The sequence below is a fragment of the Thalassobacter sp. HA4-2 genome (genome assembly GCF_055693705.1).
Window position 1 is genome coordinate 1,590,194 of the sequence record NZ_JBVFUK010000001.1, and the last position, 24,388, is coordinate 1,614,581.

At 63.6% G+C, this 24,388-nt stretch carries 26 protein-coding genes, 1 other RNA gene and 1 pseudogene; 14 read left to right on the top strand and 14 right to left on the bottom strand.

The features are described 5' to 3' along the window. Positions 1 to 53 precede the first annotated feature (53 nt). Positions 54 to 740 carry an RraA family protein gene (locus tag ACZ1G0_RS08135; protein WP_472736484.1) on the top strand — a complete coding sequence of 229 codons (687 nt, stop codon included), beginning with the start codon at positions 54 to 56 and terminating at the stop codon, positions 738 to 740. 112 nt (positions 741 to 852) lie between these two features. On the opposite strand, the gene ACZ1G0_RS08140 is transcribed toward ACZ1G0_RS08135, so the two are convergent. Continuing rightward, on the bottom strand, positions 853 to 1,770 hold the full coding sequence (locus ACZ1G0_RS08140) for an NAD(P)-dependent oxidoreductase (protein ID WP_472736485.1): 918 nt from the start codon (positions 1,768 to 1,770) through the stop codon (positions 853 to 855). Positions 1,771 to 1,853: 83 nt separating this feature from the next. On the opposite strand from ACZ1G0_RS08140, the gene ACZ1G0_RS08145 reads away from it, so the two are divergent. From ACZ1G0_RS08145 to denD, 3 genes are read left to right on the top strand one after another with little or no spacing between them, the layout of a single operon-like run. Further along, positions 1,854 to 2,453: a LysE family translocator gene (locus ACZ1G0_RS08145; protein ID WP_472736486.1), complete on the top strand. Its 600-nt coding sequence runs from the start codon at positions 1,854 to 1,856 to the stop codon at positions 2,451 to 2,453. Beyond that, positions 2,453 to 3,364, top strand: coding sequence for a sugar kinase (locus ACZ1G0_RS08150; protein WP_472736487.1), 912 nt, complete (start codon positions 2,453 to 2,455; stop codon positions 3,362 to 3,364). The genes ACZ1G0_RS08145 and ACZ1G0_RS08150 overlap by 1 nt, the downstream gene beginning before the upstream one ends. After that, positions 3,361 to 4,311, top strand: coding sequence for a D-erythronate dehydrogenase (gene denD, locus ACZ1G0_RS08155; RefSeq protein WP_472736488.1), 951 nt, complete (start codon positions 3,361 to 3,363; stop codon positions 4,309 to 4,311). The genes ACZ1G0_RS08150 and denD overlap by 4 nt, the downstream gene beginning before the upstream one ends. A gap of 104 nt (positions 4,312 to 4,415) precedes the next feature. On the opposite strand, the gene ACZ1G0_RS08160 is transcribed toward denD, so the two are convergent. From ACZ1G0_RS08160 to ACZ1G0_RS08185, 6 genes and pseudogenes are all read right to left on the bottom strand, one after another. Further along, complete coding sequence (locus tag ACZ1G0_RS08160) at positions 4,416 to 5,324, bottom strand: 2-hydroxyacid dehydrogenase (RefSeq protein WP_472736489.1); 909 nt, start codon at positions 5,322 to 5,324, stop codon at positions 4,416 to 4,418. Then, positions 5,321 to 6,216, bottom strand: a pseudogene (gene ltnD / locus ACZ1G0_RS08165) (L-threonate dehydrogenase). Before ltnD ends, ACZ1G0_RS08160 begins: the two are co-directional and overlap by 4 nt. A 79-nt stretch (positions 6,217 to 6,295) precedes the next feature. Next, positions 6,296 to 7,618, bottom strand: a complete 1,323-nt coding sequence (locus ACZ1G0_RS08170) for an HlyC/CorC family transporter (protein ID WP_472736490.1) — start codon at positions 7,616 to 7,618, stop codon at positions 6,296 to 6,298. 31 nt (positions 7,619 to 7,649) lie between these two features. Then, positions 7,650 to 8,600, bottom strand: a complete 951-nt coding sequence (locus ACZ1G0_RS08175) for a site-specific tyrosine recombinase XerD (RefSeq protein ID WP_472736491.1) — start codon at positions 8,598 to 8,600, stop codon at positions 7,650 to 7,652. Next, the gene (locus ACZ1G0_RS08180) at positions 8,597 to 10,063 is read right to left on the bottom strand and encodes a hypothetical protein (protein ID WP_472736492.1); all 1,467 of its coding nucleotides are present in this window, start codon (positions 10,061 to 10,063) and stop codon (positions 8,597 to 8,599) included. The genes ACZ1G0_RS08175 and ACZ1G0_RS08180 overlap by 4 nt, the downstream gene beginning before the upstream one ends. 22 nt (positions 10,064 to 10,085) lie before the next feature. Then, a complete protein-coding gene (locus ACZ1G0_RS08185; RefSeq protein WP_472736493.1) occupies positions 10,086 to 10,268 on the bottom strand; it encodes a hypothetical protein in 183 nt (60 codons plus the stop codon). A gap of 11 nt (positions 10,269 to 10,279) precedes the next feature. Here ACZ1G0_RS08185 and ACZ1G0_RS08190 point away from each other — a divergent pair, with 11 nt between their 5' ends. Further along, positions 10,280 to 10,873 carry a shikimate kinase gene (locus ACZ1G0_RS08190; protein ID WP_472736494.1) on the top strand — a complete coding sequence of 198 codons (594 nt, stop codon included), beginning with the start codon at positions 10,280 to 10,282 and terminating at the stop codon, positions 10,871 to 10,873. After that, a complete protein-coding gene (gene aroB / locus ACZ1G0_RS08195; protein WP_472736495.1) occupies positions 10,863 to 11,969 on the top strand; it encodes a 3-dehydroquinate synthase in 1,107 nt (368 codons plus the stop codon). Before ACZ1G0_RS08190 ends, aroB begins: the two co-directional genes overlap by 11 nt. Here the strand turns inward: aroB and ACZ1G0_RS08200 are convergent. The 4 genes from ACZ1G0_RS08200 to ssrA all read right to left on the bottom strand — a co-directional run bounded on the left by ACZ1G0_RS08200 (position 11,966) and on the right by ssrA (position 13,278). Next, the gene (locus ACZ1G0_RS08200; RefSeq protein WP_472736496.1) at positions 11,966 to 12,193 is read right to left on the bottom strand and encodes a ribbon-helix-helix domain-containing protein; all 228 of its coding nucleotides are present in this window, start codon (positions 12,191 to 12,193) and stop codon (positions 11,966 to 11,968) included. The two genes, aroB and ACZ1G0_RS08200, sit on opposite strands and share 4 nt — an antisense overlap. Beyond that, positions 12,190 to 12,375 (bottom strand): DUF4169 family protein, encoded by a 186-nt coding sequence (locus ACZ1G0_RS08205; protein WP_472736497.1) that lies wholly within the window; start codon positions 12,373 to 12,375, stop codon positions 12,190 to 12,192. Before ACZ1G0_RS08205 ends, ACZ1G0_RS08200 begins: the two co-directional genes overlap by 4 nt. Positions 12,376 to 12,382: 7 nt before the next feature. Continuing rightward, positions 12,383 to 12,844 (bottom strand): SspB family protein, encoded by a 462-nt coding sequence (locus tag ACZ1G0_RS08210; protein WP_472736498.1) that lies wholly within the window; start codon positions 12,842 to 12,844, stop codon positions 12,383 to 12,385. A gap of 82 nt (positions 12,845 to 12,926) precedes the next feature. Further along, positions 12,927 to 13,278: a transfer-messenger RNA gene (gene ssrA / locus ACZ1G0_RS08215) on the bottom strand. A gap of 118 nt (positions 13,279 to 13,396) precedes the next feature. Between ssrA and ACZ1G0_RS08220 the strand changes: the two genes are divergently transcribed. Further along, complete coding sequence (locus ACZ1G0_RS08220) at positions 13,397 to 13,774, top strand: TadE/TadG family type IV pilus assembly protein (protein WP_472736499.1); 378 nt, start codon at positions 13,397 to 13,399, stop codon at positions 13,772 to 13,774. After that, the gene (locus ACZ1G0_RS08225) at positions 13,771 to 15,237 is read left to right on the top strand and encodes a pilus assembly protein TadG-related protein (RefSeq protein ID WP_472736500.1); all 1,467 of its coding nucleotides are present in this window, start codon (positions 13,771 to 13,773) and stop codon (positions 15,235 to 15,237) included. The genes ACZ1G0_RS08220 and ACZ1G0_RS08225 overlap by 4 nt, the downstream gene beginning before the upstream one ends. 10 nt (positions 15,238 to 15,247) lie before the next feature. Here ACZ1G0_RS08225 and ACZ1G0_RS08230 read toward each other — a convergent pair whose 3' ends face one another. The 3 genes from ACZ1G0_RS08230 to ACZ1G0_RS08240 all read right to left on the bottom strand — a co-directional run bounded on the left by ACZ1G0_RS08230 (position 15,248) and on the right by ACZ1G0_RS08240 (position 17,502). Further along, positions 15,248 to 15,601, bottom strand: coding sequence for a DUF4345 family protein (locus ACZ1G0_RS08230; RefSeq protein ID WP_472736501.1), 354 nt, complete (start codon positions 15,599 to 15,601; stop codon positions 15,248 to 15,250). A gap of 82 nt (positions 15,602 to 15,683) precedes the next feature. Then, a complete protein-coding gene (locus ACZ1G0_RS08235) occupies positions 15,684 to 16,715 on the bottom strand; it encodes an extracellular solute-binding protein (RefSeq protein WP_472736502.1) in 1,032 nt (343 codons plus the stop codon). A 70-nt stretch (positions 16,716 to 16,785) separates the two neighbouring features. Then, a complete protein-coding gene (locus tag ACZ1G0_RS08240; protein WP_472736503.1) occupies positions 16,786 to 17,502 on the bottom strand; it encodes a FadR/GntR family transcriptional regulator in 717 nt (238 codons plus the stop codon). Between the two features lie 72 nt (positions 17,503 to 17,574). Between ACZ1G0_RS08240 and ACZ1G0_RS08245 the strand changes: the two genes are divergently transcribed. The 6 genes from ACZ1G0_RS08245 (at position 17,575) to bamA (ending at position 24,385) form a co-directional block, all read left to right on the top strand. After that, positions 17,575 to 18,354: a DUF2182 domain-containing protein gene (locus tag ACZ1G0_RS08245; RefSeq protein ID WP_472736504.1), complete on the top strand. Its 780-nt coding sequence runs from the start codon at positions 17,575 to 17,577 to the stop codon at positions 18,352 to 18,354. Between the two features lie 3 nt (positions 18,355 to 18,357). Beyond that, positions 18,358 to 19,065, top strand: a complete 708-nt coding sequence (locus ACZ1G0_RS08250; protein WP_472736505.1) for a DUF1326 domain-containing protein — start codon at positions 18,358 to 18,360, stop codon at positions 19,063 to 19,065. Positions 19,066 to 19,090: 25 nt separating this feature from the next. Continuing rightward, positions 19,091 to 20,092 carry an acrylyl-CoA reductase (NADPH) gene (acuI, locus tag ACZ1G0_RS08255; protein ID WP_472736506.1) on the top strand — a complete coding sequence of 334 codons (1,002 nt, stop codon included), beginning with the start codon at positions 19,091 to 19,093 and terminating at the stop codon, positions 20,090 to 20,092. A gap of 190 nt (positions 20,093 to 20,282) precedes the next feature. After that, positions 20,283 to 21,698: a cryptochrome/photolyase family protein gene (locus ACZ1G0_RS08260; protein ID WP_472736507.1), complete on the top strand. Its 1,416-nt coding sequence runs from the start codon at positions 20,283 to 20,285 to the stop codon at positions 21,696 to 21,698. An 89-nt stretch (positions 21,699 to 21,787) separates the two neighbouring features. Further along, positions 21,788 to 21,913, top strand: a complete 126-nt coding sequence (locus ACZ1G0_RS08265) for a hypothetical protein (protein ID WP_472736508.1) — start codon at positions 21,788 to 21,790, stop codon at positions 21,911 to 21,913. 141 nt (positions 21,914 to 22,054) lie between these two features. Further along, positions 22,055 to 24,385 carry an outer membrane protein assembly factor BamA gene (gene bamA / locus ACZ1G0_RS08270; protein ID WP_472736509.1) on the top strand — a complete coding sequence of 777 codons (2,331 nt, stop codon included), beginning with the start codon at positions 22,055 to 22,057 and terminating at the stop codon, positions 24,383 to 24,385. Positions 24,386 to 24,388 lie beyond the last annotated feature (3 nt).

The following is a 24,388-nucleotide window of genomic DNA, read 5'->3' on the forward strand; positions in this document are numbered from 1 at the left end:
TTGGCAAGTGTGCCGTTTGGTATACCAAACGCAACCCCAGATCGGACCCCGCCATGATCGAAGAACCGCCACTATTGACGATCCACACCCACCGCAACCGCCCTACAGCGGACCAGATCGCAGCGTTCCAAGATGTGCCCACGGGGATTGTCTGCGACGCGATGAACGGCACCGGCGCGCTGGCCGCCACCATCGCCCCCCTGAACCCGGACAATTGCACCTTTGCAGGCCCGGCCCTGACGGCAGACAACCGCCCCTCGGACCTGCTGGCAACCTTGGGCGCGTTGAACCTGATCCAGGATGGCGATGTGCTGATCGCCGGGGCGCAGGGCTTCCAAGGGTGCGCTGCAGCTGGTGACCGGGTGCTGGGCATGCTGAAGAACGCAGGCGGCGTGGGGCTGGTCACGGATGGCCCCATGCGCGACTACACAGGCCTGCGCGCCGTGGGCCTGCCCGCGTTTTGCACAGGCCTGACCCCCAACTCTCCCTTCGCCAAAGGCCCTGGCACCATTGGCGGCCCCATGACAATCGGAGGCTATCCCGTGGCCACCGGCGACATGATCGTCGCGGACCGCGACGGGGTCGTCGTGGTGCCCTTCGCCCAGATCGACACGGTCATCGCGCGCCTGAAAAACATCACAGACATGGAAAACGCCCTCGACGCCGAAGTTACCGCAGGCAAATCCACTGTCCTCGACCTTGACGAAATGCGCAGCCTCGGCACTTTGCGCGACATCTAACCCTCATTGTTCCCCAAATACCCTCGGGGGAGGCGCCCCGCGCCGGGGGGCAGCGCCCCCCTTAAACATCGCGTGCGGCGCAGCCGCCCCGCCAGGTCAGGCGTCGTTCAGGTCAAGCGTCGTTGGCCTTGCGCACCACCTCGGCTAAGTCGATCCCGTTCAGCCGCGCCACGTGATCCGACAGCATGGGCACATAATCGTCCCCTGCGCCAATCGCCTCCACATGGGTGTAGTAGTGCTTGATCGCCGCCGCCAGATTGTTCACCACGCCTGCATCCGTGGCCATCTGGTTGACGTAGCGCACGTCCTTGCTGGCGTTGGTGATGCTGAACTTGTGGGCGTCCCTGTCCCGGTCCACGGCATATTTCATGAACGTATCAAAGAACCCGTTGCCCATGCGGCTGGGGGCCAGAACCTGCCGGATCGTCTGGGGCGGGATGTCCACCGCCGCGCCCAGCGACAGCAGTTCGGAGTACAGCGCGCCGTAACCCATAGCCATGAAGTTCATCAACAGCTTCATCTTGTGCCCCGACCCGGTGGGTCCGATCAGGGTGGCCGTGCCGGACCAGGTGTCCAAGACCGGCTTGATCCGTGAGAAAACCTCTGGCGCGGCACCGACCAGCGCGTCCAGCGTGCCTTCCTCCGCCTCCTTGGGGGTGCGGCCCAAGGGGGCGTCCACCAGCACGGCACCCTTGGCCTCCAACTCGGCGGCCAGGGCGAGGGTGGAGGTCGGATCGGCTGTGGAACATTCCACCACGATCAATCCCGCGCGCGCGCCCTCTAGGATACCGCCAGGGCCACGGATCACCGCCTCCACCTGTTGCGAGTTCGACAGGCAGATGTGAATGATATCGCAGTCCGCAGCCATCTGCGCGGCACTTTCGGCCTCGACGGCGCCCAGACCCACCAACCGGTCCACCGGTGCGCGGTTGCGGTTGCCCTTCACCATCAGCGGATAGCCCGCCGCCCGGATGTTGGCAGCCATGCCCGCCCCCATGAACCCCAGCCCGATAAACCCGATCTTATCCATTCGCTCTCTCCCAATGCGGCGCCGATTGACACATCCGTCCCTGCGCGTCACAGATGGTATACCAAATGGGAGGGGGTTCAACGGTGCTGACATTCGCGGCCGCCGTCTTTTTTCTGATCATCACACCGGGGCCGGGCGTTTTGTCCGTGGCCGGCATCGGTGCGGCCTATGGATACGGTCCGGGGCTGCGGTTCATTGCGGGGCTGTGCATCGGGAACTTTGTCGTCTCTGTCGCCGTGATCACCGGGGTCGCAGCGCTGGTGTTGGCCGACCCTGTTGTGCGCACCGTTCTTATGGCGCTGTCCGTGGGCTACCTTCTGTTCCTCGCCGCCCGCATCGCCTTGGCCGGGTCAAGGGTCGCGTTTACCCCCGCCAAGTCCGCGCCCGGGATCACCGCAGGCTTTCTGCTGCAACCGATCAACCCCAAGGCCTATGCCGTGAATGCGGCGCTGTTTTCGGGCTTTGCCTTTTTGCCCGGGGCCTACTGGGCCGAGGCGGCGATCAAACTGGTGATCTTCAACGCGATCTGGATCCCGCTGCATGTGCTGTGGCTGTGGGCCGGGGTCTCGCTGCATCGCCTTGATCTGGCGGCCGCGCAGCAACGGCAGATCAATATCGCAATGGCCCTGTCCATGGTGCTTGTGGTGGCGCTGGCGATCTGGTCGGCACGGGGAGGGCTGTGATGCGGTTTCTGGCCTTGGGCGAATGTATGGTCGAGATGGCAGACAGGGGCGATGGCACCTACGCGCGCGGATTTGCAGGCGATACCTTCAACACCGCGTGGTACGCCCGCCGCCTTTTGCCTGCAGACAGCAGTGTCGCCTTTGGGTCCTGTATCGGCACCGACGCGGTCAGCGCCGAGATGCGCGCCTTCATGGCGGGGCAAGGGATCGAGACGACGGCCCTGCGCGCCGTGCCCGGGCGCACCGTGGGCCTGTACATGATTTCTCTGACCGGCGGCGAGCGGTCCTTCAGCTATTGGCGCAGCCAATCCGCTGCACGTACCATGTGCGACGACACGGACTGGTTGGCGCGGATCGTGCGCGCGGCGGATGTGATCCACCTGTCCGGCATCTCGCTGGCGATCCTGTCCCCACGGGGACGCACCGCCATGCGCGACACCCTGAACGCAGCCCGGGCGCGCGGGGCCAGCGTCAGTTTCGACACGAACCTGCGCCCCACCTTGTGGGAGGATACGGCGGCCATGAAATCTGGCCTGACCATGGGCGCGGCTTGTGCGGATATCGTGCTGCCGTCCTTTGACGAGGAAACGGCCCTGTTCGGGGACGCCACACCGGCGGACACAGCGCGGCGCTACGCGCAGGCGGGCGCGCGTGTGGTGGTCGTGAAGGATGGCGCAGGACCCATCACCGTGCTTGAGGACGGGGCGCTGGCCAAGGTGTCCCCCGTGCAAAACATCCAAGTGGTGGACACCACAGCCGCAGGCGACAGCTTTGCCGCAGGGTTCGTCACCGCTTACCAACAGGGCGCAGAGGCGGCAGAGGCCGCAGGGCAGGGCGCGCGGCTGGCCGCCAAGGTCATCGGCGCACGCGGGGCCTTGGCCCCCCAGATTTTCGAAGGAGACAACACATGAACATTCTGATCATCGGCGGTGGCGGGGTCATCGGCCAGAAACTGGCGAAGGCATTGACCGTAAGGGGGCACTTACGGGGGCAAGACATCGGCCGCATTGTGCTGGCCGACATCGTGGCCCCCGCGCCCGTTGAGGGCTGCGACAGCGTGGTGTGCAACATCACCGACCCAGCCTCGGTCGCGGGGTGTTTTACGGATGACATCCAGGTTGTCTACCACCTCGCAGCCGTCGTCTCGGCTCATGCGGAGGAGGAGTTTGACGAGGGCTACGCCATCAACCTAGGCGGCACGACCAACATCCTGAACCGCGCGCGGGCGCTTGGGACGGTGCCGGTGGTTGTTTTCTCCAGCTCTATCGCGGTGTTCGGGGGCGAGGTGCCGGACCCGATCCTGGATCACACACTTCTGAACCCGCAAACCAGCTACGGCGCGCAAAAGGCGATCGGCGAGATGCTGGTGACGGATTATTCCCGCAAGGGCTATGTCGATGGGCGCGCCTTCCGCCTGCCGACCATCAGCGTGCGCCCGGGCAAGCCGAACCGTGCTGCGAGCAGTTTCATGTCGTCGATCCTGCGCGAGCCCTTGAACGGGCAGACCGCTGTGTGCCCAGTGGATGAAGATTTCTTGCATTATTATTTGTCGCCAAGGCGTTGCGTGGCGAACTTGATCCAAGGGGCCGAGGTGGACGCCGCCGATCTGGGTCAAAACCGGGCCATGATGATGCCGGGCAAGATGCTGTCGATCCGGCAGCTGATCGACGCCATGACGGCCGTTGTTGGGCCGGAGCCTGCCAAATTGATCCAATGGGAACCACAGCCCGAGATAAAGGCCATCGTATCTGGCTGGCGGTTCGATATGCGGCCCGAAAAGTCGATCCGGCTGGGCCTGACCGCCGATGACAGTTTCCAGGACAACATCCGCTACTACCTTGAGGACGACAAACCTTAGGGGTGCGGCGGGACAAGTCCCGCCCTACGGGGCGCGCCGCTGCGGGCGGTGTGCCTGGTGTAAGGGCGGGACTTTGGGTATTTCTGACCCAATGAAGCGTGGGTTCAGTTCACTGGTGTCAACAGCGCCTGGCCGGTGAGCTGGGCGGTGATGTTGTCCCTTTGCAGCTTGGCCATGGCGGCGCGGGTGGCGTGGGTGCCGGAGCCTTGGTGCGGCTGGATCGTCACGTTATCAAGGACATAGAAGCGTTTGTTGATGTCGGGTTCGCCGTTGAACACGTCCAGCGCCGCGCCGCCGATCGCGCCTGCCTCCAAGGCGTCCAGTAGGGCGTCTTCATCCACTGTGGACCCGCGCGAGATGTTGACCACAATTGTGTCGGGCCCCATGGCGGCGATGCAGTCCGCGCTGACGTATTTCTCGGTCTCTGCCCCGCCCACCAGTGCGATGATCAGATAATCCACCGCCCCGCACAGGGCGACCGGATCCGCATGGTAGGTCCAGCTATCGGTCGCCTTTTCGCTGCGGGAATGGTAGTGGATATCGCATTTGAAGGCCGCCAGCCGGTCCGCGATTTCGCGCCCGATGCGGCCCAACCCCATGATGCCCACGCGCGCGCCAGACATCTTGCGGTTCAGGCGGTATTCGCCTTTCGTAGCCCAATTGCCCGAGCGCGCCCAGTCTTGCGCCTGCGCCATCTCGCGGCTGTGCATGATCATCATGCCCACGGTCAGGTCCGCCACATCGTCGTTCAGAACGTCCGGCGTGTTGGTCACCTTGATCCCCCGCGCGCTGGCGGCGCCCACGTCGATGCTGTCGTAGCCCACGCCGTAGTTTGCCACGATTTCAAGGTTGGGGTAGCGGTCCATAAGGTCTGGCCCCACACCTGCGTGTCCCTTGTAGGCCAAGGCGCGGATGGCAGCGGGGTCGGGCGCCGTGTCATAGACCACGTCGAATTCTTCGTTCAGGGCAGCGGTTTCGGCCGCGTTGAAGGGGCCAATGGCAAGAACGGTCATGTGTCATCTCCGGGCAGTTTCAGGTTCGCCGCTTTGGCATAGACCTTGGTGACGGCGGCATCATCTTCGGCCCCAAGTCCGGCGTCCACGGCCGATTGGAACTGGGACAGGGCGGCGTCGGTAACGGGTGTCGGCAGTCCAGCGTCTGCGGCGATGGACTGGACGATGCCCAAATCCTTGGGCCAGATCGTGACGGCGGACCGGGGGCGTAGTCGTTGTCGACCACGTGGGGGGCGCGATTGCTGAACATCCAACTGGCCCCGGCAGAGACATTGATCACCTCGACTGCGCGGCCAAGGTCCAGCCCTTGGGACGCGGCGAAGGCCAGCGCCTCGCCCATGGCGGCGATGTGCACACCTGCCAGCAATTGGTTGACGGATTTCATGGCGGATCCTGCGCCCGCCTCGGGCCCCAGATCGTGGACGGTTTCGGCCATGGTATCCAGCACAGGGCGCGCGGCGGCGAAAGCGTCAGCGGTGCCGGAGGCCATGATCGACAGTTGCCCCAAAGCGGCCTTGGCGGCCCCGCCCGAAATGGGTGCGTCAAGGTAGTGCAGGTCCAGTGAGCTGGCCTCGGCTGCATTGGCGCGGGCCTCCTCCGGGGGGATCGTCGCGCAGGAAATCATGACGGAGCCGGGGCGCATGTGCTGCGCCGCACCCTCGGGGCCGAACAGAACCGCCCGCGTTTGGGCCGCGTTCAGGACGACAGACACCACCGTGTCGGAGGCCGCCGCCGCCTGAGCCACGTCCCCGGGTGCACCGCCCTCGGCCACGAAATCCGCCATGCGGCCCGCGTCGACGTCAAACCCATGGACCGTGTGACCGGCCGCCAGTAACGCGCGGGCCATGCCGCCGCCCATGGACCCAAGGCCAAAAAGTGTGATCGTTCCCATATGTCCCCCATTTGGTATACCAAAGTGACTTTGGTCACCGAGGGCGCAGGTGTCAACGCCCCCCGGACATAGATTGGGCCTACAGTTTCGACAGGGGGCGAATTTTCAATTGGGTCAGCCGGTTGGCATCGCGCTCCGCGATTTCGAACCGGAAGCCGTGGAAACTAAAGACTTGGCCCGTGGTCGGGATCGTCTGCGCCTCGTGGATGACAAGGCCCGCGATGGTGTTGGCCTCGTCGTCGGGCAGGTTCCAGTCGGTGGCGCGGTTCAGGTCGCGGATCGTCATGCCGCCGTCCACGGTGTATTGGCCATGGTCGTCGGGGGACAGCACAGGTGCCTCTTCCACGTCGTGTTCGTCGGTGATCTCGCCCACGATCTCTTCTAGGATGTCCTCCAGCGTGATCAGCCCCTGCAAGGCCCCGTATTCATCCACCACGAGGGCGAAGTGTGTGTGACGGCGCAGGAACTGGCGCATCTGTTCATCAAGGGACGTCGTCTCGGGTACGAAATAGGGGGTCATGGCCACATCCATGACGTTGAACACCTTGAGCGCAGCGGCGCTGGCATCGGGGCCCCGGATCAGGCGGTCCATGGCGCGGCTGAGGTCCTTGGCGTGGACGACGCCGATGATGTTCTCATGCTCGCCCTTGTAGACCGGCAGGCGCGTGTGGGGCGAGGCAAGGATCTGGCTGAGGATCTGTTCGGGGTCGTCGTCCGCGTTCACCATTTCAATGGCCGAACGGTGGAGCATGATTTCCTCGACCGTGCGTTCGCCAAGATCCAGCGCGCCCAGCAGGCGGTCGCGGTCCTCTTTCTCGACGCTGCCTTCGGAGTGGCCAAGGTTGATCGCGCCCTGAATTTCCTCTTGGGCGGACATGATCCGGCTGTCGGGGTCGATGCGCACCCCGAACAACAGCAGCACCCCGCGCACCAGCGCCCGCACGATGGTGACCACGGGGCTGAATACCACGATGACGATGGCGATGACCGGCGACACCCGGCTGGCGGCCACCTCGGGGTTGGAAATGGCGTAGGTCTTGGGCAGCACCTCGGCAAAGATCAGAACCAGCAGGGTCATGACCAGCGTCGCCACGGCCACACCGGATTCGCCAAACGCCGTCGTGAACAGCACCGTGGCAAGGGATGCGGCAAGGATGTTCACAAGGTTGTTGCCCAGCAGCACCGCGCCGATCAGGCGTTCGCTGTCCTCGGTCAGGTGCAGCGCGCGGGCGGCCCCAGTGGCCCCCTTGTCGGCCTGCACGCGCAGCTTTCCTCGAGAGGCAGCGGTGAGGGCCGTCTCGGAGCCGGAGAAGAACGCCGACAACAGCAGCAAGCCGAGGATAGAGGCGGCAGTGCCCCAAAACGCGGCGTCGAAAACGGGGGTGATGGCTTCGGGTGTCATGGCATGGGTATGTAGGCGTTCCGCGCCGTTTTCAAGCGTCTCCGCCCTGTGCCAGCGGGTGGTGTTCCAGCACCAGCGATTTCAGGCGTTCGTCCAGCACGTGGGTGTAGATTTCCGTGGTCGAGATGTCCGCATGGCCCAGCAGGGTCTGGATCGCGCGCAGGTCCGCGCCGCCGGCCAAGAGGTGTGTTGCAAAGGCGTGGCGCAGGGTGTGGGGCGTGACCTTGTCCGGGTCCACGCCGCCCGCGACTGCGAAGTCCTTGATCCGGGCGTAGAACCAGTGGCGGGTGTAATGGCCCAGTTTGCCCCGCGAGGGAAACAGGAACCGCGACGGCGACGTGCCCTTTTGCAGGCGCGCCAGATCTTCGTCCCGGTCGCGCAAGGCCAGCCAATCGGACAGGGCCGCTTGGGCAGGGGGCGACAGGGGAACCATGCGTTCCTTGCCGCCCTTGCCTTGGATCAACAGCATGCGCGGATTGCCGCGCGCGGCGGCGACGGGCAGGCTGACCAGCTCTGTCACCCGCATGCCGGTGGCATACAGGACTTGCATCAGGGCCGTGTCGCGGGCCCGGGCGCTGTCGGATTTGGCCAAGGTGCGGGCGGCAGACAGAAGCGCGTCCACCTCGCCGTGATCCAGCGTCTTGGGCAGGGATTTCTGCCGCCCCGGTCCCTTGATCTGGATGGCCGGGTTGTCGCTGCGCCAGCCTTCCTCGTAGGCAAAACGGTACAGCTGTTTGATCGCAGACAAGCGCCGGGCGCGGGTGGATTGGGCCAGCCCCTCGTCGGCGCATCGGATCAGGTAGCGTTCCACGTCGTTGCGGGTCAGGGTCGCAAAGTCCAGACCCTGTGCCCCGGCCCATGCGGCAAAGGTCATCAGGTCCCGCGCATAGGCCAGTTGCGTGTTTTCGGCGGCGTCAAGCTCGGCCGCTTGCGCCTCGACAAACCGGTCTATCCAAAGGGCAGGGGTGGCGGGGGCGCTCATCGGTCCAGCAGCAGCATTTGCAGCGCCGCCTCGCGCGCGGTGGCCCGCAGGCCCGTTGCATTCAGCAGGCGCAGGGCGGCGGTGATGTCGCCTGCGTCGGACCCCGCCCCGGCGGTGATGGCTTGGGTCGCCTCGAACAAAGCCTCGCCCAATCGGCCCCCCGTCGCGCGGCTGGCATAGGCCCCCGGCGTGCCGTCGAACCCCGCGGCAATGGCGGCTTGCAGGGCCGTGTGATCGGCCTGTGGCGCGACACGGCCCGTGGCGACGGCGCGGGCAAAGTCGCCCTCGGGCAGGGCACGGGCAACCACCTCGTAGTCTTCGGACAAAAGGCCCACGGTTTGGGCCAGCGGTTTGACCGAGGCGGGCAGGGGCAGGCGTTGCAGGTCGGCGGCATAGGTGCGGGCAAAGGGCACCTCTAGCTCCACGGCCTGCATGGCGCGCCAAACGGCGGGCAGGGCGGCCCCGACGGCCCCCGGGTCCCCTGTGGTGATGGCGGTGTCAAAAACCTGATAGGCCTCGGCCCGGTCCCAGACCCCGCCCGATGCGGCGGGCATGCGGTCTGTGTAAAGGCCGCGCAGCCGTTCCATGCCGATGCCACCCGTGCGGGCAAGACGCTCCGCCGCCTCTAGCTGGGCCTTCCAGCCCATGGTCTCGCGCAGGTCGGCATTGGCAAAGGCCAGCGGCAGGGGGCCGGTTGCGGGCGGTTCCCCAAGCCCGTCCAGCAGGCGAAAGCGCATGGGCGTCATCTCGCCCGCAGGCGGGATCAGGGGCAGGCCCTCGTAGGCCTCGGGGTCCAGGAACCGCGCGATCAGGTCGGCCTCGTCGCCGGGGATCAGGCCGACAGCCCGCCCCGTGTCCAGCGTCACAAAGGCGGCACTGGCATCCCCAGTGCGCGCAAGGCAAAAGGCGCGGGCGGCAAGGTCTGGAGACAGGGTCGGACGGTCGGCAAGGGCCGCGCAGGCGTCGGCGTCCGTCCCGGTCAACAAGGCCACATCAAGGTAGGTCGGGAACAGCGCTGGTGTGCGCCAGTCGCTGGCTTCCAACATGGCCTGTGCCTGTTCCAGCGCGCCAAAGCGGACCAAGGCACGGACCCGGGACAGAAGGAACGCCGCCCCCGATGCATCGCCCACAGGTGCGTCCAACTCTGCCAGCAAAAGCATGGTTTGCAGATCTTGCAGGGCGGGCAGGGCGTGGGGGCGCAGCCCGTCGATCAACCCGACCAGCCGGTCCGTGTCACTGCCCGAAAATGTGTCCGCAGGCAGCCCTGTAATGTTGCGGGGCAAAAGACCCGTGGCATTGGCCGTGGTCTCCGCCAATTCGCTGGCCTCGATCACTTCGGGGCGCAAGCCGGGGACGGGCGCGGGATCATCCGACACCACCGGGACGGGCGGCGCCTGCAACGCCTCGCGCAGCCAGCCGATGGCGGCGGCGGGGTCGTCTTGGGCGGCCACTGGTCCCGCCATGACGACGAGTGCGGCAAGGGACCTAGTCCACATCCAGCGTGATCTCGCGCGTGATTTGCTGTGCATCGAACGTCATCACGAAGGAGTAGCCATAAAGCCCCCCACGGTCAAAACCGCCAAGATGATCAGATATTTCAGTAGCCTGCCCATGGACGTTGCCCCGTGTTCGTCTTATCCAATCAATATATGTAAATTCGTCGCCCATAACAGGGTTGATTGGCCGGAGATGTCCCTTTGCGCGAAGCCTCGCCCGTTTTGACCCCCGTTCTGACCCGGCCCGTCGTGCTGGTGGGGATGATGGGGTCGGGCAAGACGGCGGTCGGCACGGCGCTGGCGCGTCGGTTGGGCGTGCCGTTTCGGGATTCCGACCATGAAATCGAGGCGGCGGCAGACCGGTCGATCGCAGAGATTTTCGAACGCGACGGCGAGGCCTTCTTTCGTGCCCGGGAAACCGAGGTGATCGCCCGTCTATTGGGTGACGCGCCTGCGATCCTGTCCACGGGGGGCGGTGCGTATCTGCGAGCCGAGAACCGGGCGCTGATATCGGCCTCGGGCGTGTCATTGTGGTTGCGCGCTGACTTGGAACTGCTGTGGTCCCGGGTCCGGCACAAGGACACTCGGCCCCTGCTGCGCACGTCTGACCCCAAGGCGACGCTGGCACAGTTGCTGGCGGATCGTACACCGTCTTACGCCCTGTCCGAACTGGTTGTGGACGGCGCACCGGGTCTGAGTATCGAAGAAATGGTGGACCGGGTCATCGGCGTTTTGCGCCACGGCGCTGTCCTGACGGAGGCCACCCATGAGCGATGATATTGTCCACGTCGAGCTGGGCGCGCGGTCCTATGATGTGCGTATCGGCACCGGGTTGCTGGCTCAGTCGGGTGCGGCCATTGCCCCCTACCTGCGCCGCCCACGGGTCTTTGTCGTGACCGAGACGCGGGTGGCGGACCTGCATCTGGCGACATTGCGCGCGGGTCTGATGGCTGGGGACGTGGACTGCGAAGTGCTGCAAGTCCCTCCGGGCGAGGGCACGAAATCGTGGCGCTACCTTGAACAGGTCGTCGAATGGTTCCTATCCCAAAAGGTGGAACGCGGCGATGTGGTCGTGGCGTTCGGCGGCGGCGTGATCGGCGACCTTGTGGGCTTTGCCGCTGCGATCTTGCGGCGCGGAGTGCGGTTTGTGCAAATCCCCACCTCTCTGCTCGCGCAGGTGGACAGTTCCGTGGGGGGCAAGACGGGGATCAATTCGCCCGCTGGCAAGAACCTTGTCGGGGCCTTTCACCAGCCGGTTCACGTGTTGGCGGATGTCGATGTGCTGGGCACCCTGACGGCCCGGGACTTTTGCGCAGGTTACGGCGAGGTGGCCAAGTACGGCCTGCTGGGGGACGAGGCGTTCTTTCGCTGGCTGGAGGACAATGGACCCGCATTGGCCGCCGGGGACGTCGCCCTGCGCCAAGAGGCCGTGCGCCGGTCCGTGCAGATGAAGGCCGACATCGTTGCGCGCGACGAGACGGAGCAGGGGGACCGCGCCCTGCTGAACCTTGGCCACACGTTCTGCCATGCGTTGGAGGCCGCCACGGGCTATGGCGACCGGCTGCTGCACGGCGAGGGGGTGGCCATCGGCTGCGCGCTGGCGTTCGAGGCGTCGTCCCGGCTGGGTCTGTGCAGCCAAGAGGCGCCCAGCCGTGTGCGCGCCCACCTGACCGCCATGGGTATGAAGAAGGATCTGCGCGATATCGAGGGCGACCTGCCGGACAGCGCCGCCTTGGTGGACCTGATGGCCCAGGATAAAAAGGTTGTGGATGGACAGCTGCGTTTCATCATGGCGCGCGGGATTGGTGACGCTTTTGTGACCGCTGACGTACCACGCGATGTGGTGGTGCAGGTGCTGGACGACGCGCGCTAGCGGTCCGCCAAGGCGCGGTAGTGGCGCAGCACGAAAATGCGGATCGCGCCCGCGAGGCCGGATTGCAAGATGCGCTCTTCGTCAATCTCCGCCGCCAGTGCATTCACGCTGACGCCCCGTGCCGCCGCGATATCCGTAAAGGCCGCCCAGAAATCGTCCTCCAATGACACGCTGGTGCGGTGACCGCGCAGGGTGATGGAGCGTTTCTTGGGCCGTTGGGTCATTCGGGCGCGTCGCGCTTGTGCTGATCCAACGTCTTGCGCATGGCTGCATTGGCCTTGGCGGTGGCCTCCCGCTCTGCCTTGGTGCGCCCGAACTGGACGGCATTCTGATCCGCTTGCGCCGCTCGGGTCCCGCGCGCCTTGGCCTTGCGCGCTTGCCTCAGGTTGACGACTTTTCCGGTCATGGCGCCTCTAGTGTTTGCGGAACTGGTCCAGCTGGACCACCTCGGCGTCTCCCTGCACTGGGTCTTCGTCGCCATCCAGATCATCCTCGGGATCTGGATCGTCGCCATCGTCGTCGGTCTGTCCTTCAAACCTCAGGCCAAATTCTACGGACGGATCCACAAAGGTCTTGAGCGCATCGAAGGGCACCACCAGCGCCTCGGGGTTGTCCCCGAAATTCAGCGTCACGGTAAAGCCGTCCTCGGTCACATCCAGATTGTCGAACCAATGCTGGATCACAATGGTCATTTCCTCGGGGTAGCGTTCGCGCAGCCATGGGGCGATATCCACCTCGTCGTGTCGGGTGTCGAAGGTGATGAAAAAGTGATGCTCGCCGGGCAGGCCATCTTTGGACACGTCGGTCAGGACGCGCCGGATGAGGGACCGCATCGCACTGTGCATCAGGTTTCCGTAGTCGATCCGATCTGCCATGACACGCCTCGTTGGTTCGTCATGGCCAGCATAAGCATATCCCGAACGGGTTCCACCGGTTTTGCATCACTCAAAGGGGGAAAGTGCAGGTTTCTGTTGCCAGGTACCTGCGAACCCCGCCCTAAGCGGCTAGGCCTAGGGGCTTAAGTTTTGGTCTTACGAACCGCTTACGCGGCCAGTGCAACCGGAGCTTTGTTGTCATTTGCAACTACTAAGCTTGAACCGATAACGGTGGTATCTCACCGAGCGAAAGCTAACCCCTTTAGACGTCCGTCGATCCTATTTCGGCCCCATGATCCTGCAAATGAAGGATGGATGGTGGAGCCGCCGGGTACCGCCCCCGGGTCCGAGCCGCTTATTACGAGCGCGTTTATCGCCATATCCCCTTACGAGGCCAACCACACATACGAACCAGCCACCGGGATTTCAAGGCCTCAGATTGCTGGTCCATTGTTGGTTAATTGTGCAAAATGCCCCAATTGCGCCATCATTCTTCCGCTTAATTCCCCCAATGGCCCCTTATTGAGGAGCAAACCAAGTGGGAATTGTGACATGCAACGGTTTATCAAAGGCACAGACGGCGCAGTGACAGTCGAATTCTGCCTGTGGCTGATCGTTCTTGTGGCTGTGATCATGCTGGCCGCGGACGGCACCATTCTTCTGACCCGCCAAGCCGAGATGATCGACGTCGCCCGCGAGATCGGGCGGCAGGTCGCCATCGGCAAGCTTGCGGTGGCGGATATCGATGAAGTGGTCAACCTGCGCTGGCCCGACGCGACCTTTTACACGTCCAGCGTGACGGAGGTTGGCGACTTCTTTGCCGTCTCGATCAAGGCAAAATTCTCGGATGTGTTGGTCTTTGGTGATAATTTTGTCGGCGACTCGATCCTAGAAGGGCGGGTTGTCATGGCCCGGGAGGCGGGCGCATGATTGCGTCTGCGTTCAAATGGCAAGGCGATCCAGAGGCGGGCACAGCCTCGGTCAGTGGCCTGTATTGGCTGCTGCTAGTGTTGATGCTTTCGGGCGCGGCCATTGATAGTGCAAACAGTTGGCGCACCAAGGCCAAGCTGCAAGCGGCCACAGACGCCGCCGTTTTCGCCGCTGCCATGCATATGGATGATTTTGACAAGGCCCGCGAGACAGCCATAGCAGTGGCCGAGGCAAACCTTGATCCGCTGGTCTATGGTGACATCGTGCGCATACAGGATGTGCAATTCGGGACCTACAATTCGGTCTCGGGCCGTTTCATCGAAGACGAAACAAACGTGGACGCGGTTATGGTCACCGCCAACCGCACCGCCGCACGGGGCAACGGCCTGGGCACTTTCCTGCTGGGCCTTGCGGGGTATGACACGCTGGACATCACGACCACTGCTGTCGCAGCCCCCCGTAGCCGTACCGTAGACACGACCGACCCGACAAACCCTGCAACCGTCCAGTGCAATGACAGCATCTTCATCACGGAAAACACGTTGGCACTGGGGGGCGACGGTGCCTTCAACGGCGCCCATTGCCTGCACGGAGATCTGAGCGTCACGTCGGAGGGAGGGGACTTCTTCGCCTATGGATCGGCCATCACATCCCGCCGTGCAGGTGACGTGCAACTGGGCGCCTTCACATCCGGTCCCCCTGTGGGCGTTTCGACGCAGCCATCCGCGCCCAAGACGGTGGAAACAGGCAGTGCCAGCCAGCCCCTTGTGATCTTGCCCATTCTGGCAAAACGCTGGGAAGAGTACTTTACCATGAATGGCGACCAACCCGGTCAAAGTACGGCGTCTTACACGACCCAGTTTGCCGGCTCCCAGATCCCGTCCTTCATGGGGATCGCAACGGGGGACAAGGTGCGGCTCGACTATGTCAACGGCGACCTCACCCTTAGTGGCAACAACGCCTATGGCAAACGGATCTTCATTGTCGACGGCGATGTGAAGTTTGCCGATGGCTTCTACAATCCGGACCTGATGATCATTGTGCACGGCAAGGTCACGTCCGATCCGACCGCCACCATCACGCTGGACCGCACGTTTATCCTGTCGGAGGGCGAAGTGGCCCTGGGCGGCAACGTCTATATCGGAAAGGACACCTACTGCTCCGACGGATTTTCGCGGGTCTATCTGCTGAGCCTGACGGCGGTCAAAGTGGATCACGGACCCATCGAGTCAGAGATGTACGCCGCCACCGTGGTCGCGCCCCATGTCAATATCCGGGCCATAGCGACCGACATGGCCTCGGTCTATGTAGAGTCGGAATCCTACATGATGATCGACCCCAATGCCCTTGTGCACGCATGCGGCACACCGATGACCAACATCTTCAATATCAATCGGACCGTTGGCATGTCCTCGTCCACGGTTCAGACAGCAACCGTTTCCGGGTCGCGTCTGTTGCGATAGGCGGGCGCGATCAGGTCAGGTTGATCCAGATCGTCACAAGGCCCACGACCCATTCCGTTGCGGCAAAGGTCAGCTTTTGGCGCGTGATCCCGTCGCGGATCAGGGATGTGGTGCGTCCTACCGCAGCCCCCAGCCACGCAAAGCCGACCATCGCAAAGGCCGCAGGGGTGGCCAGGATCAACGCCCCCAAACCAAGCCCGATGAACAACGCGCCGGATGCGGCCCGCACCTCTGACGTGCCCATCCCCTCGGCGTCCGTGGCCTTGATGGACAGCACGCCCATGGTGTAGCGCGGGGCAAGCCATCCCACAGCCCCAAGGCCGATGGACAGGGCGGCCGCCACCCAGTTCAGAATATCAATCATCTGTCGCTCCGTTGTAAACCAAGCCCATGAAAAAGGCCCCGGCAGATCAACTCCGCCGGGGCCTTTATCGTTGCGCCGTTATTTAGAAACCGGCTTTGATCTTTTCGAACTCTGCGGCCTGTTTGGCGCGCAGCTCGGCGCTCATGGGCAGTTGGGCCAGGATCGGGGCGCTGATCTCGCCCAAGCCCGATGCCTCTAGCGCGTCCGCTCCCTTGGTGGCCATGGCCGCCGCGTTGGCCTGACCATAGCCCGACTCCAACAGCGCATCTGTTGCGGTGGGCGACAGGAAGGCGTTGAGGTAATCGTACACCTTGCCCTCATCGCCGGGGCCGTCCGCCATGTTCAGGTAGCCGCACAACCACAGGCTGGACCCTTCTGCTGCCTCACGCTGGAACCCAACAGGGAAGCCTTCGTCCGCCAAGGTGGGGTAGGTCTCGTTCCACGCCCAGCTGACCAGCACCTCGCCGCTGGCCATCAACTGGCTCAACTCACCGGGATCGACCCAATAGGTGCGCAGGTTGGCATGGGCTTGGCGCAGCCAGTTGCTGGCGGCTTCGAATTGTTCGTCCGTCGCATTCTGCCAATTCGTGGTGCCCGTGGCCAGATATCCCAGGGCGTAGGCGTCATCCACGTTGTCTGGGATGGTCACGCGACCGGCGTATTCGGGGTTCAGAAACACGTTCAGAGAGGCAACATCTTCCGCCGGGACCTCTTCGGTGTTGTAGGCGATGGCGGTGGACCCAAACTCCGACGGGATGAAGAAAACATCACTCCCCGCGCCGATCTCTTCCCCGGTCAGGTTGCGGTCCAGGTTTTCCCATTCGGTGATTTGCGACAGGTCCCAAGGCTCCACGATGCCGGACTCGACGAACTTGGTCACGGACCCCGCGCAAACCTTCGTCACATCCGCCTCAAACCCCGAGCGCAACTTTTGAAACGCTTCGTCCTCATCTCCGAAGAACGCAAAGTCGGGGCTTTCCCCGTGGGTGGCGACGTAATCGGGGTGAAAGATCGGATCCTCGAACCCCGAGTAGTCAAACACCAGCATGTCGGCGGCTGCGGTGCCGGCCATCAGTGTCAGGGCTGTCCCTGCAAGTAGGAATTGCTTTGTCATAGTGGTCACTCCCCTTTGGACCATTGCTTTGGTCGCAAACTATGACGCACCCCGGGGGGCGGCAAGGGGATTAGGCGCGTGCGGCCCGACTTGCGCGGAAACTATCGGCCAATTCCAGCGTATAGGCCTCCAACTCGCGCAGCAGGGCGATCACCTCGGCGGGGTCTTGCGCCTGCAGCGCGGTGGCAATCGCGCGGTGCAGGGCGATGATCCGCGCCCGGTCCCGCGCCTTGAAGGTGATCATGTTCATCAAGGGCTGCATCGCCTCGACCGCCCCGGCCAGTTGGTAGGACAGCACCGGATTGTCGGCGGCATCCACAAGGGCGCGGTGAAAGGCGACGTCGCTGGCGCACCAATCCTCGTCCGACAGGTCCGGCGTGCCTTGCAGGGTGATCTGCGCGGCCATGGTGTCCAGATGGGCGCGGGTGTGGCGGGCACAGGCCAGATGGGCCACAGACCGTTCCAGCGTGTAGCGTGCCTCGCAGGCGGTCTCGAAACTGACGGCGTTCATGGACAACAACAGGGTCGAGGTGCTGATGTGGCTGTCTACCGCCGCGTCGTAGGTCAGGCGGTTCACAAAGGCCCCGCCGGAGTGCCCGCGCTGTGTGCGGATCAGGTTTTGTGCGGCCAGCCGCTTCAATGCCTCGCGCACGGTGCCGCGACTGACGTCAAACCGCGCGCAAAGGTCCGCCTCGGACGGCAAGCGGTCGCCGGTCAGCAGCGCGCCCGACAGAATGTCCGCGCGCAGGGTGTCAGCGATGGTGGTCGACAGGTCTGTTTTGGGCATATCTATTGTCTGACATTCAAAAGTCTGACATTTGATTAGGGGAATTTGAGTCGTGTGACAAGGGAGGTGCGCGTGTCAGGTATCGTGCGATCCACACTCTGGCTGGGCTTTTTTGCCGCTATCCTAGGCGCTTGGGCGATCATGTACATGATGGCGACGGGGCTGGGATTGGACCTGATCGGACGCCCCGGACCGACCACAGACGCGGCACTGTCGGACCCGATGATGCGATCCATGATGACGGAGTTTACACCGCTGGCCATCATGTGGGCGCTGATGATGGCGGCGATGATGCTGCCGACCCTTGTGCCGACCTTGCGCACCTACGAGGACCTGATGCGCAGCGCCGATGGCACCCGGGCGGGGTGGTCGGGCGTGCTGCTGGGCTACTTCGTGGTCTGGGTCGCCTTCGCGGTTGGCATTGCGGGCCTTCAGGTGGGCCTGTTGCAAATGGGCCTGATCGACGACCTCGGCATCGCCACAAGTGCTTGGATTTCCGGGCTTTTGTTGGTCGCAGTGGGCCTGTATCAATTCACACGGCTGAAAGAAATCTGCCACGGCGTCTGTCATAGCCCAATGTCCTACTTCCTCGGCAACTGGCGCACCGGGTTTGCGGGTGGTTTGCGCATGGGGCTGGGCCTTGGCGCGTTCTGCGTGGCCTGCTGCTGGGGGTTCATGGCCCTTGGCTTTGTCGGCGGCGTCATGAGTTTTTTGTGGATGGGGGCCGCGACCCTGTTCATGGTACTCGAAAAATTGCCGCAAATCGGCCACCGGGTCACGAAACCCGCTGGCGTTTTGCTGGTACTGGGGGGCGTCTACGTGCTGACGATCCCTATGATTACAGGAGGATAGCACATGACCCTCAAGCGACGTCCCGACGCGGACCGCCTGCCCATCAGTCAGCGCATCGACAGCCGCATGGCCAACCCCAAGCGCCGCAAGATGAACCCCACCGAATGGGCCATCAAGGGGGAGCTGTTCCTGAACTGCTCTTGCACGGTGTTCTGTCCATGCGTGGTGTCGCTGGGCGCGTACCCTCCCACAGAGGGGCATTGCTATGCGTGGATGGCCATTGCGATTGATGAAGGCCACTTCGAGGGTGAGGATCTGTCGGGCCTGAACGTGGGCCTTATGGTCGAGATTCCGGGCCGCATGGGCGAGGGCGGCTGGAAGGTCGCGGCCTATGTGGACGACCGCAGTTCTGGCAAGGCTTACAATGGCTTACTACAGATCTTCAGCGGGCAGGCCGGGGGCACTACGGGGCTGTTCACGATGCTGGTCAGCGAGATTGTCGGGGCCGAGCGTGAGAAGGTCGAGATCGTCCGCGAGGGCAAGAAACGGGGTCTCTATGTGGGTCGCAAGATTCAGGGCGAGATCGAGATGATCGACGGCGCGTCCCCAGATCACCCGGTGATGATCACCAATTCCAAATACTGGATGGGGCCCGATATCATTGCCGCGCGTGGGCTGAAATCCAAGGTGCGTGATTATGGTCGCATCTGGGATTTCTGGGGTAAGTCCGCCGAGATTTGCCCCATCGACTGGTCTGGTCCCGGTAAATAAATCAACACACTACAGGAAGAAGTTCATGTCAGAGACGTTCAACGCCCTCGTGGTGACCCGCGACGAAGAAACCCGCAAAACCAGCGCCAGCGTAGAGGCAATGGCCCCCCATTGCCTGCCCGAGGGCGACGTGACCGTGGCGGTCGACTATTCAACGGTAAACTATAAGGACGGACTGTGCATCGGCCCCGGCGGCGGCCTTGTACGCAACTACCCCCACGTGCCCGGTATCGACTTTGCCGGCACGGTCGAGGCCAGCGATAATCCCAAGTACAAACAAGGGGATAAGGTGGTTTTGACGGGCTGGCGCGTGGGCGAGGCGCATTGGGGCGGCTATTCCCAAAAGGCGCGGGTCAAGGGCGATTGGCTGGTGCCCCTGCCAGAGGGGCTGACCACGCGGCAGGCGATGGCCGTGGGCACGGCGGGCTTTACGGCGATGCTGGCGGTCATGGCGCTGGAAGATCATGGCCTAACCCCCGAAAAAGGCGAGGTTCTTGTGACCGGCGCCGCGGGCGGTGTCGGGTCGGTTGCCACCGCGATCCTAGCCAATCTGGGCTACGAGGTGGCGGGCGTGACCGGTCGGCCCGAGACGGCGGACTACCTGAAATCCCTTGGGGCAAGCCGCATCGTGGCCCGGGACGAGATCAACGAAACCGTGAAAAGACCATTGGAATCAGAGACTTGGGCCGGTTGCGTGGACGCCGTTGGCGGCGCGATGTTGGCCCGGGTGCTGGGGCAGATGAAGTACGGCGGCTCCGTCGCGGCGGTGGGGCTGGCCGGGGGCGCTGCCTTGCCCGCCACGGTGGTGCCGTTCTTGTTGCGGGGCGTCAACCTGCTGGGCATCGACAGCGTCATGCAACCCTTTGAAAATAGGGTCAAAGCATGGAACCGCATCGCCAGCGACCTGCCCATGGACAAGCTGGAGGCGATGGTGCAGCCCGCAACCCTGTCCGACCTGCCACAGCTGGGCGCGGACATCCTGAAGGGTCAGGTCAAGGGCCGTGTCGTGGTCGATGTGAACGCCTAAAGGTTACCCCTAAACCATGCCAAACGCCACGCCTGACCAGCGTGGCGTTTTTGGTTAACGAGGCCCCTTTGGACCGATCTGGGTTTTACCCCCGAAACCCACCCCGAAAAGCCCCCCGATTTCGTCCTGTTAACCTTTTGTGGGTGGCGATGGGGTTCACTGGACCTAGGTGAGGTCCAACGGAGGAACCATGACTGCACCGACACTCTATTGGATGCGCCGCGACCTGCGGCTGGCCGACAACCCCGCCTTGACCGAGGCCGCGAGGGCTGGCCCCGTGATCCCGGTCTTTATCCTGGACCCCGAGACCGAGGCGCAGGGGGCAGCCCCCCTGTGGCGTCTGGGCCGTGGGGTGGAGCATATGGGCCAAACGCTGGCGCAGCAGGGCAGTCGGCTGATCCTGCGCAAGGGGGCTGCGCTGGATGTGCTGCGCGCCCTGATCGCCGAGACGGGGGCGCAGCGGGTCGTGTGGAACCGCCTTTATGATCCCATCGCGCGGGACCGGGACACGGGCGTCAAGGATGGCCTGCGCGAGGACGGCATCGCGGCGGACAGTTTCAACGGACACCTGATCAACGAGCCCTGGACCGTCGAGACCAAGACCGGCGGGTTCTACAAGGTCTACACCCCGTTCTGGAAAGCCGTGCGCGACCGCGCCGTGGCGGACCCCTTGCCGACGCCTGCGACGATCCCGGCGCCTGAGGCCTGGCCCGACAGCGACGACATTGCCGATTGGGACTTGGGCCGTGCCATGGGCCGGGGGGCCGCCATCGTCGCCCAACACATCAATCTGGGCGAAGAGGCCGCGCGCGGACGGCTGGGCGCGTTTACGGGCCACAAGGTGGAGGGGTATGCAGACGCCCGCGACATGCTGGCCCAGGACGGCACAAGCCGATTGTCGGAAAACCTGACCTATGGCGAGATCAGTGCGCGCAGCTGTTGGCACGCGGGACAGCGCGCCATGGCAGAGGGCAAGGCCGGGGCGGAGACCTTTCTGAAGGAAGTGATCTGGCGGGATTTTGCCTATCATTTGGTGTATCACACGCCCCAGATCACCACGGAAAACTGGCGGCCCGAATGGGACGGCTTTGATTGGCAGGGCGACAACGATCAGGCAGAGGCATGGCGCAGGGGCCGCACGGGCATGGCTGTGGTCGATGCGGGTCTGCGCGAGATGTACGTGACCGGCACCATGCACAACCGCGCGCGGATGTTGGTGGCCAGCTACCTGACCAAACACCTGCTGACCCACTGGAAGGTGGGGCTGGACTGGTTCGCCGATTGCCTGATCGACTGGGACCCCGCCAGCAACGCCATGGGCTGGCAGTGGGCCGCCGGGTCCGGGCCCGATGCAGCCCCCTATTTCCGCGTGTTCAACCCCGAAACCCAGGCCGAGAAGTTTGACCCCAAATCGGTCTATCGCCGCCGCTGGATCGCGGAACAGCAGCCAAATGCCCCGCAAACCGCGCTGGATTATTTCGACGCGATCCCGGTCAGTTGGGATATGAAGGTGTCCGATGGCTATCCGCTGGCCCCGATCGTGGGCGCGGGCGAGGGGAGGACACGGGCGCTGTCGGCCTACGAGAAACGTCCAAAGCCGGACTAAATACCCTACACTCGCCCCATCCATGCCCCATTTGCGCCCCAATTCGGGGGCATCTTCAGCAAAATGTTGGGCAAGACAGGAATGGTGCAATGAAACATATTCAACACGGATACAAAGGGCTGAGCCTGTTCGTCGGTTTGAACATCGACCGCATGTTGTCGATGCTGATCGTCAGCGCGATGATCCTGTTGGCGTGCTACCTCGGCTCTCTGTAAGTCGGGCACGCAAAGACGTATCGCAAAGCGCGCGGGGCTTGGCCTTGGCGCGCTTTGTTTTTGGGCTCGGGTTCGTTTTGACAACCCCGGCGGGCCACGTTACAGACCCTATATCTGGTGAGAGATAAAGAGGGTCCCCCTATGCCTGCGCACACAAAACGCCGCCTGTCCGTCCGCAGTGTGGGGCTGGCAACCGCTATGACTGTGATGCTGTCGGCGTCGGCCATGGCCCAGAGTTTCCGGTTCACCAGTTTCGAGGTGGACGGAAACCAGCGGATCGAAGACGCGACCGTGCTGAGCTACATCGGCGTCGCCCCGGGCGAGACGGTCAGCGCGGGTCAGTTGAACGACGGGTTCCAGCGTTTGCAGGCCTCGGGCCTGTTTGAACGGGTGGAGCTGGTGCCCCAAGGCAACCGCCTGATCGTGGTGGTGCAGGAATTCCCGACCGTCAATGAAATCAGTTTCGAAGGTAACGACAACCTCGATACCGAGGATTTGCAGCGCATCGTGCGCAGCCAGTCGCGCCGGGTCTACAACCCCGCGCAGGCCGAGCGGGACGCCGAAGCCATCGCAGAGGCCTATGCCGCCAGCGGGCGTTTGGCGGCCTCGGTGTCGCCCAAGATCATCCGCCGCTCTGACAATCGCGTAGATCTGGTGTTCGAAATTGGCGAGGGCCGCGTCACCGAGGTGGAGCGGGTGTCCTTCGTGGGCAACCGTGTCTATTCGGACCGCCGTTTGCGCCGGGTCATTGAATCCTCCCAGGCTGGTATTTTCCGCGCCCTGATCCAATCGGACACCTTCGTGTCGGACCGGATTGCCTTTGATCAGCAGTTGCTGCGCGATTTTTACCTGTCCCGCGGCTACGTGGACGCGCAGGTCCTGTCCGTCACGCCAGAGCTGTCGCCGCAACGCAACGCCTATTTCCTGACCTTCCGGGTGCAAGAGGGGCAGCAGTTCCGCTTTGCCAATGTCACCGTGTCCAGCGATCTGGATATCGACCTGGAGGCCTATCAGGCCCAACAGAAAATCCGCGAGGGGCAGGTGTACAACCCCGCCGCCGTGGACCGGATGATCGAACGGCTGGAATTGCTGGCCACCCGCGAGGGGCGTCGGTTCATCCGCGTCACCCCGCGCATCACCCGCAACGACGCCGATCTGACGCTGGATGTGGATTTTGTCGTGGAGCGGGGCGAGCGTATCTTCGTCGAACGCATCGACATCGAGGGCAACGCCACAACGCTGGACCGCGTGATCCGCCGCCAGTTCGACACGGTCGAAGGCGATCCGTTGAACCCCCGCGCCATCCGTGCCGCCGCCGAGCGCATCCGCGCCTTGGGCTTTTTCTCGAACGCCGAGGTGTCGGCCCGCGAGGGGTCGTCGCCCGACCGCGTGATCGTGGATGTGGACGTGGAGGAGCAGCCCACAGGGTCCCTCGGTTTCGGTCTGAACTATTCGGTGCAGGATGGGGCCGGTCTGGCCATCAACTTCTCCGAGGCGAACTTTCTGGGGCGCGGGCAAGCGGTGCGCTTTAACATCGATACCAGCAGCGCGGCACAGAACTCTTCGATCCGGTTTACCGAACCACACTTCCTGAACCGCGATCTGGCCTTCACAACGGGCATTGGCTACGTCACCACCGACGATGACAATGCCAGTTTCCAGACCGAAGAGGTCAGCTTTGACGTCGGTCTTGGCTTCCGCACGGGCGAGCATAGTCGGCTGGGGCTGACCTATGCGATCCGCCGCGACACGTTGGTCTTGAACGACCAGTCAACGGCGCCCCTGAAAACATCCGCCATTCTGACGGCGGACGAGGGGGCTTATACCACCTCCTCCATCGGCTATAACTGGACCTATGACACCCGCACCACGGGGCTGGATCCCAACCGCGGCGTGCTGCTGTCGCTGTCGCAGGAATATGCGGGCCTTGGGGGGGACGAGAAATTCGTCAAGACCAGCTTCGAGGCGCAGGCAGTCACCAAGGTCTGGAACGAAGAAGTCACCCTGTTCGTCACCCTGGAGGGCGGCAATATCACGTCGCTGGGTGACACGACCTCCCGCCGGGCAAACCGCTTCTTCAACAGCCAATCCATCTTGCGCGGGTTTGAATCCGCCGGGATCGGGCCGCGCGAATTGGGGGCCGGGGCCGCGCCCGACGCCCTTGGCGGCAACAACTACTTTGCCCTGCGGTCCGAGGCGCAGTTCCCGCTGCCCTTCGTGCCGGACGAATACGGGATGTCCGGCGCGGTGTTCTATGATGTCGGGTCTGTCTGGGGCCTCGACAACACCAATGGCGGTGTCGCGGGCAATGACCCTGTGGACGACGATCTGCACATCCGCAGTGCCATCGGGTTCGGCGTTCTGTGGGACACGCAGATCGGCCCCCTTCGGTTCAACTTTACCGAAGCGCTGGACGCCCAAAGCTACGACAAGGAACAATCCTTCGATCTGACCATTGAGGCCCGGTTCTAGGCC

Coding starts and splice junctions, on each gene's coding strand:
- ACZ1G0_RS08225 (WP_472736500.1), top strand. CDS start 13,771: ATGATTGCGTCTGCGTTCAAATGGCAAGGCGATCCAGAGGCGGGCACA.
- aroB (WP_472736495.1), top strand. CDS start 10,863: ATGAGCGATGATATTGTCCACGTCGAGCTGGGCGCGCGGTCCTATGAT.
- bamA (WP_472736509.1), top strand. CDS start 22,055: ATGCCTGCGCACACAAAACGCCGCCTGTCCGTCCGCAGTGTGGGGCTG.
- ACZ1G0_RS08205 (WP_472736497.1), bottom strand. CDS start 12,375: ATGACCGGAAAAGTCGTCAACCTGAGGCAAGCGCGCAAGGCCAAGGCG.
- ACZ1G0_RS08240 (WP_472736503.1), bottom strand. CDS start 17,502: ATGCCCAAAACAGACCTGTCGACCACCATCGCTGACACCCTGCGCGCG.
- ACZ1G0_RS08160 (WP_472736489.1), bottom strand. CDS start 5,324: ATGACCGTTCTTGCCATTGGCCCCTTCAACGCGGCCGAAACCGCTGCC.
- ACZ1G0_RS08175 (WP_472736491.1), bottom strand. CDS start 8,600: ATGAGCGCCCCCGCCACCCCTGCCCTTTGGATAGACCGGTTTGTCGAG.
- ACZ1G0_RS08220 (WP_472736499.1), top strand. CDS start 13,397: ATGCAACGGTTTATCAAAGGCACAGACGGCGCAGTGACAGTCGAATTC.
- denD (WP_472736488.1), top strand. CDS start 3,361: ATGAACATTCTGATCATCGGCGGTGGCGGGGTCATCGGCCAGAAACTG.
- ACZ1G0_RS08235 (WP_472736502.1), bottom strand. CDS start 16,715: ATGACAAAGCAATTCCTACTTGCAGGGACAGCCCTGACACTGATGGCC.
- ACZ1G0_RS08140 (WP_472736485.1), bottom strand. CDS start 1,770: ATGGATAAGATCGGGTTTATCGGGCTGGGGTTCATGGGGGCGGGCATG.
- ACZ1G0_RS08135 (WP_472736484.1), top strand. CDS start 54: ATGATCGAAGAACCGCCACTATTGACGATCCACACCCACCGCAACCGC.
- ACZ1G0_RS08185 (WP_472736493.1), bottom strand. CDS start 10,268: ATGGGCGACGAATTTACATATATTGATTGGATAAGACGAACACGGGGC.
- acuI (WP_472736506.1), top strand. CDS start 19,091: ATGTCAGAGACGTTCAACGCCCTCGTGGTGACCCGCGACGAAGAAACC.
- ACZ1G0_RS08230 (WP_472736501.1), bottom strand. CDS start 15,601: ATGATTGATATTCTGAACTGGGTGGCGGCCGCCCTGTCCATCGGCCTT.
- ACZ1G0_RS08210 (WP_472736498.1), bottom strand. CDS start 12,844: ATGGCAGATCGGATCGACTACGGAAACCTGATGCACAGTGCGATGCGG.
- ACZ1G0_RS08170 (WP_472736490.1), bottom strand. CDS start 7,618: ATGACACCCGAAGCCATCACCCCCGTTTTCGACGCCGCGTTTTGGGGC.
- ACZ1G0_RS08180 (WP_472736492.1), bottom strand. CDS start 10,063: ATGGCGGGACCAGTGGCCGCCCAAGACGACCCCGCCGCCGCCATCGGC.
- ACZ1G0_RS08250 (WP_472736505.1), top strand. CDS start 18,358: ATGACCCTCAAGCGACGTCCCGACGCGGACCGCCTGCCCATCAGTCAG.
- ACZ1G0_RS08150 (WP_472736487.1), top strand. CDS start 2,453: ATGCGGTTTCTGGCCTTGGGCGAATGTATGGTCGAGATGGCAGACAGG.
- ACZ1G0_RS08200 (WP_472736496.1), bottom strand. CDS start 12,193: ATGACCCAACGGCCCAAGAAACGCTCCATCACCCTGCGCGGTCACCGC.
- ACZ1G0_RS08265 (WP_472736508.1), top strand. CDS start 21,788: ATGAAACATATTCAACACGGATACAAAGGGCTGAGCCTGTTCGTCGGT.
- ACZ1G0_RS08260 (WP_472736507.1), top strand. CDS start 20,283: ATGACTGCACCGACACTCTATTGGATGCGCCGCGACCTGCGGCTGGCC.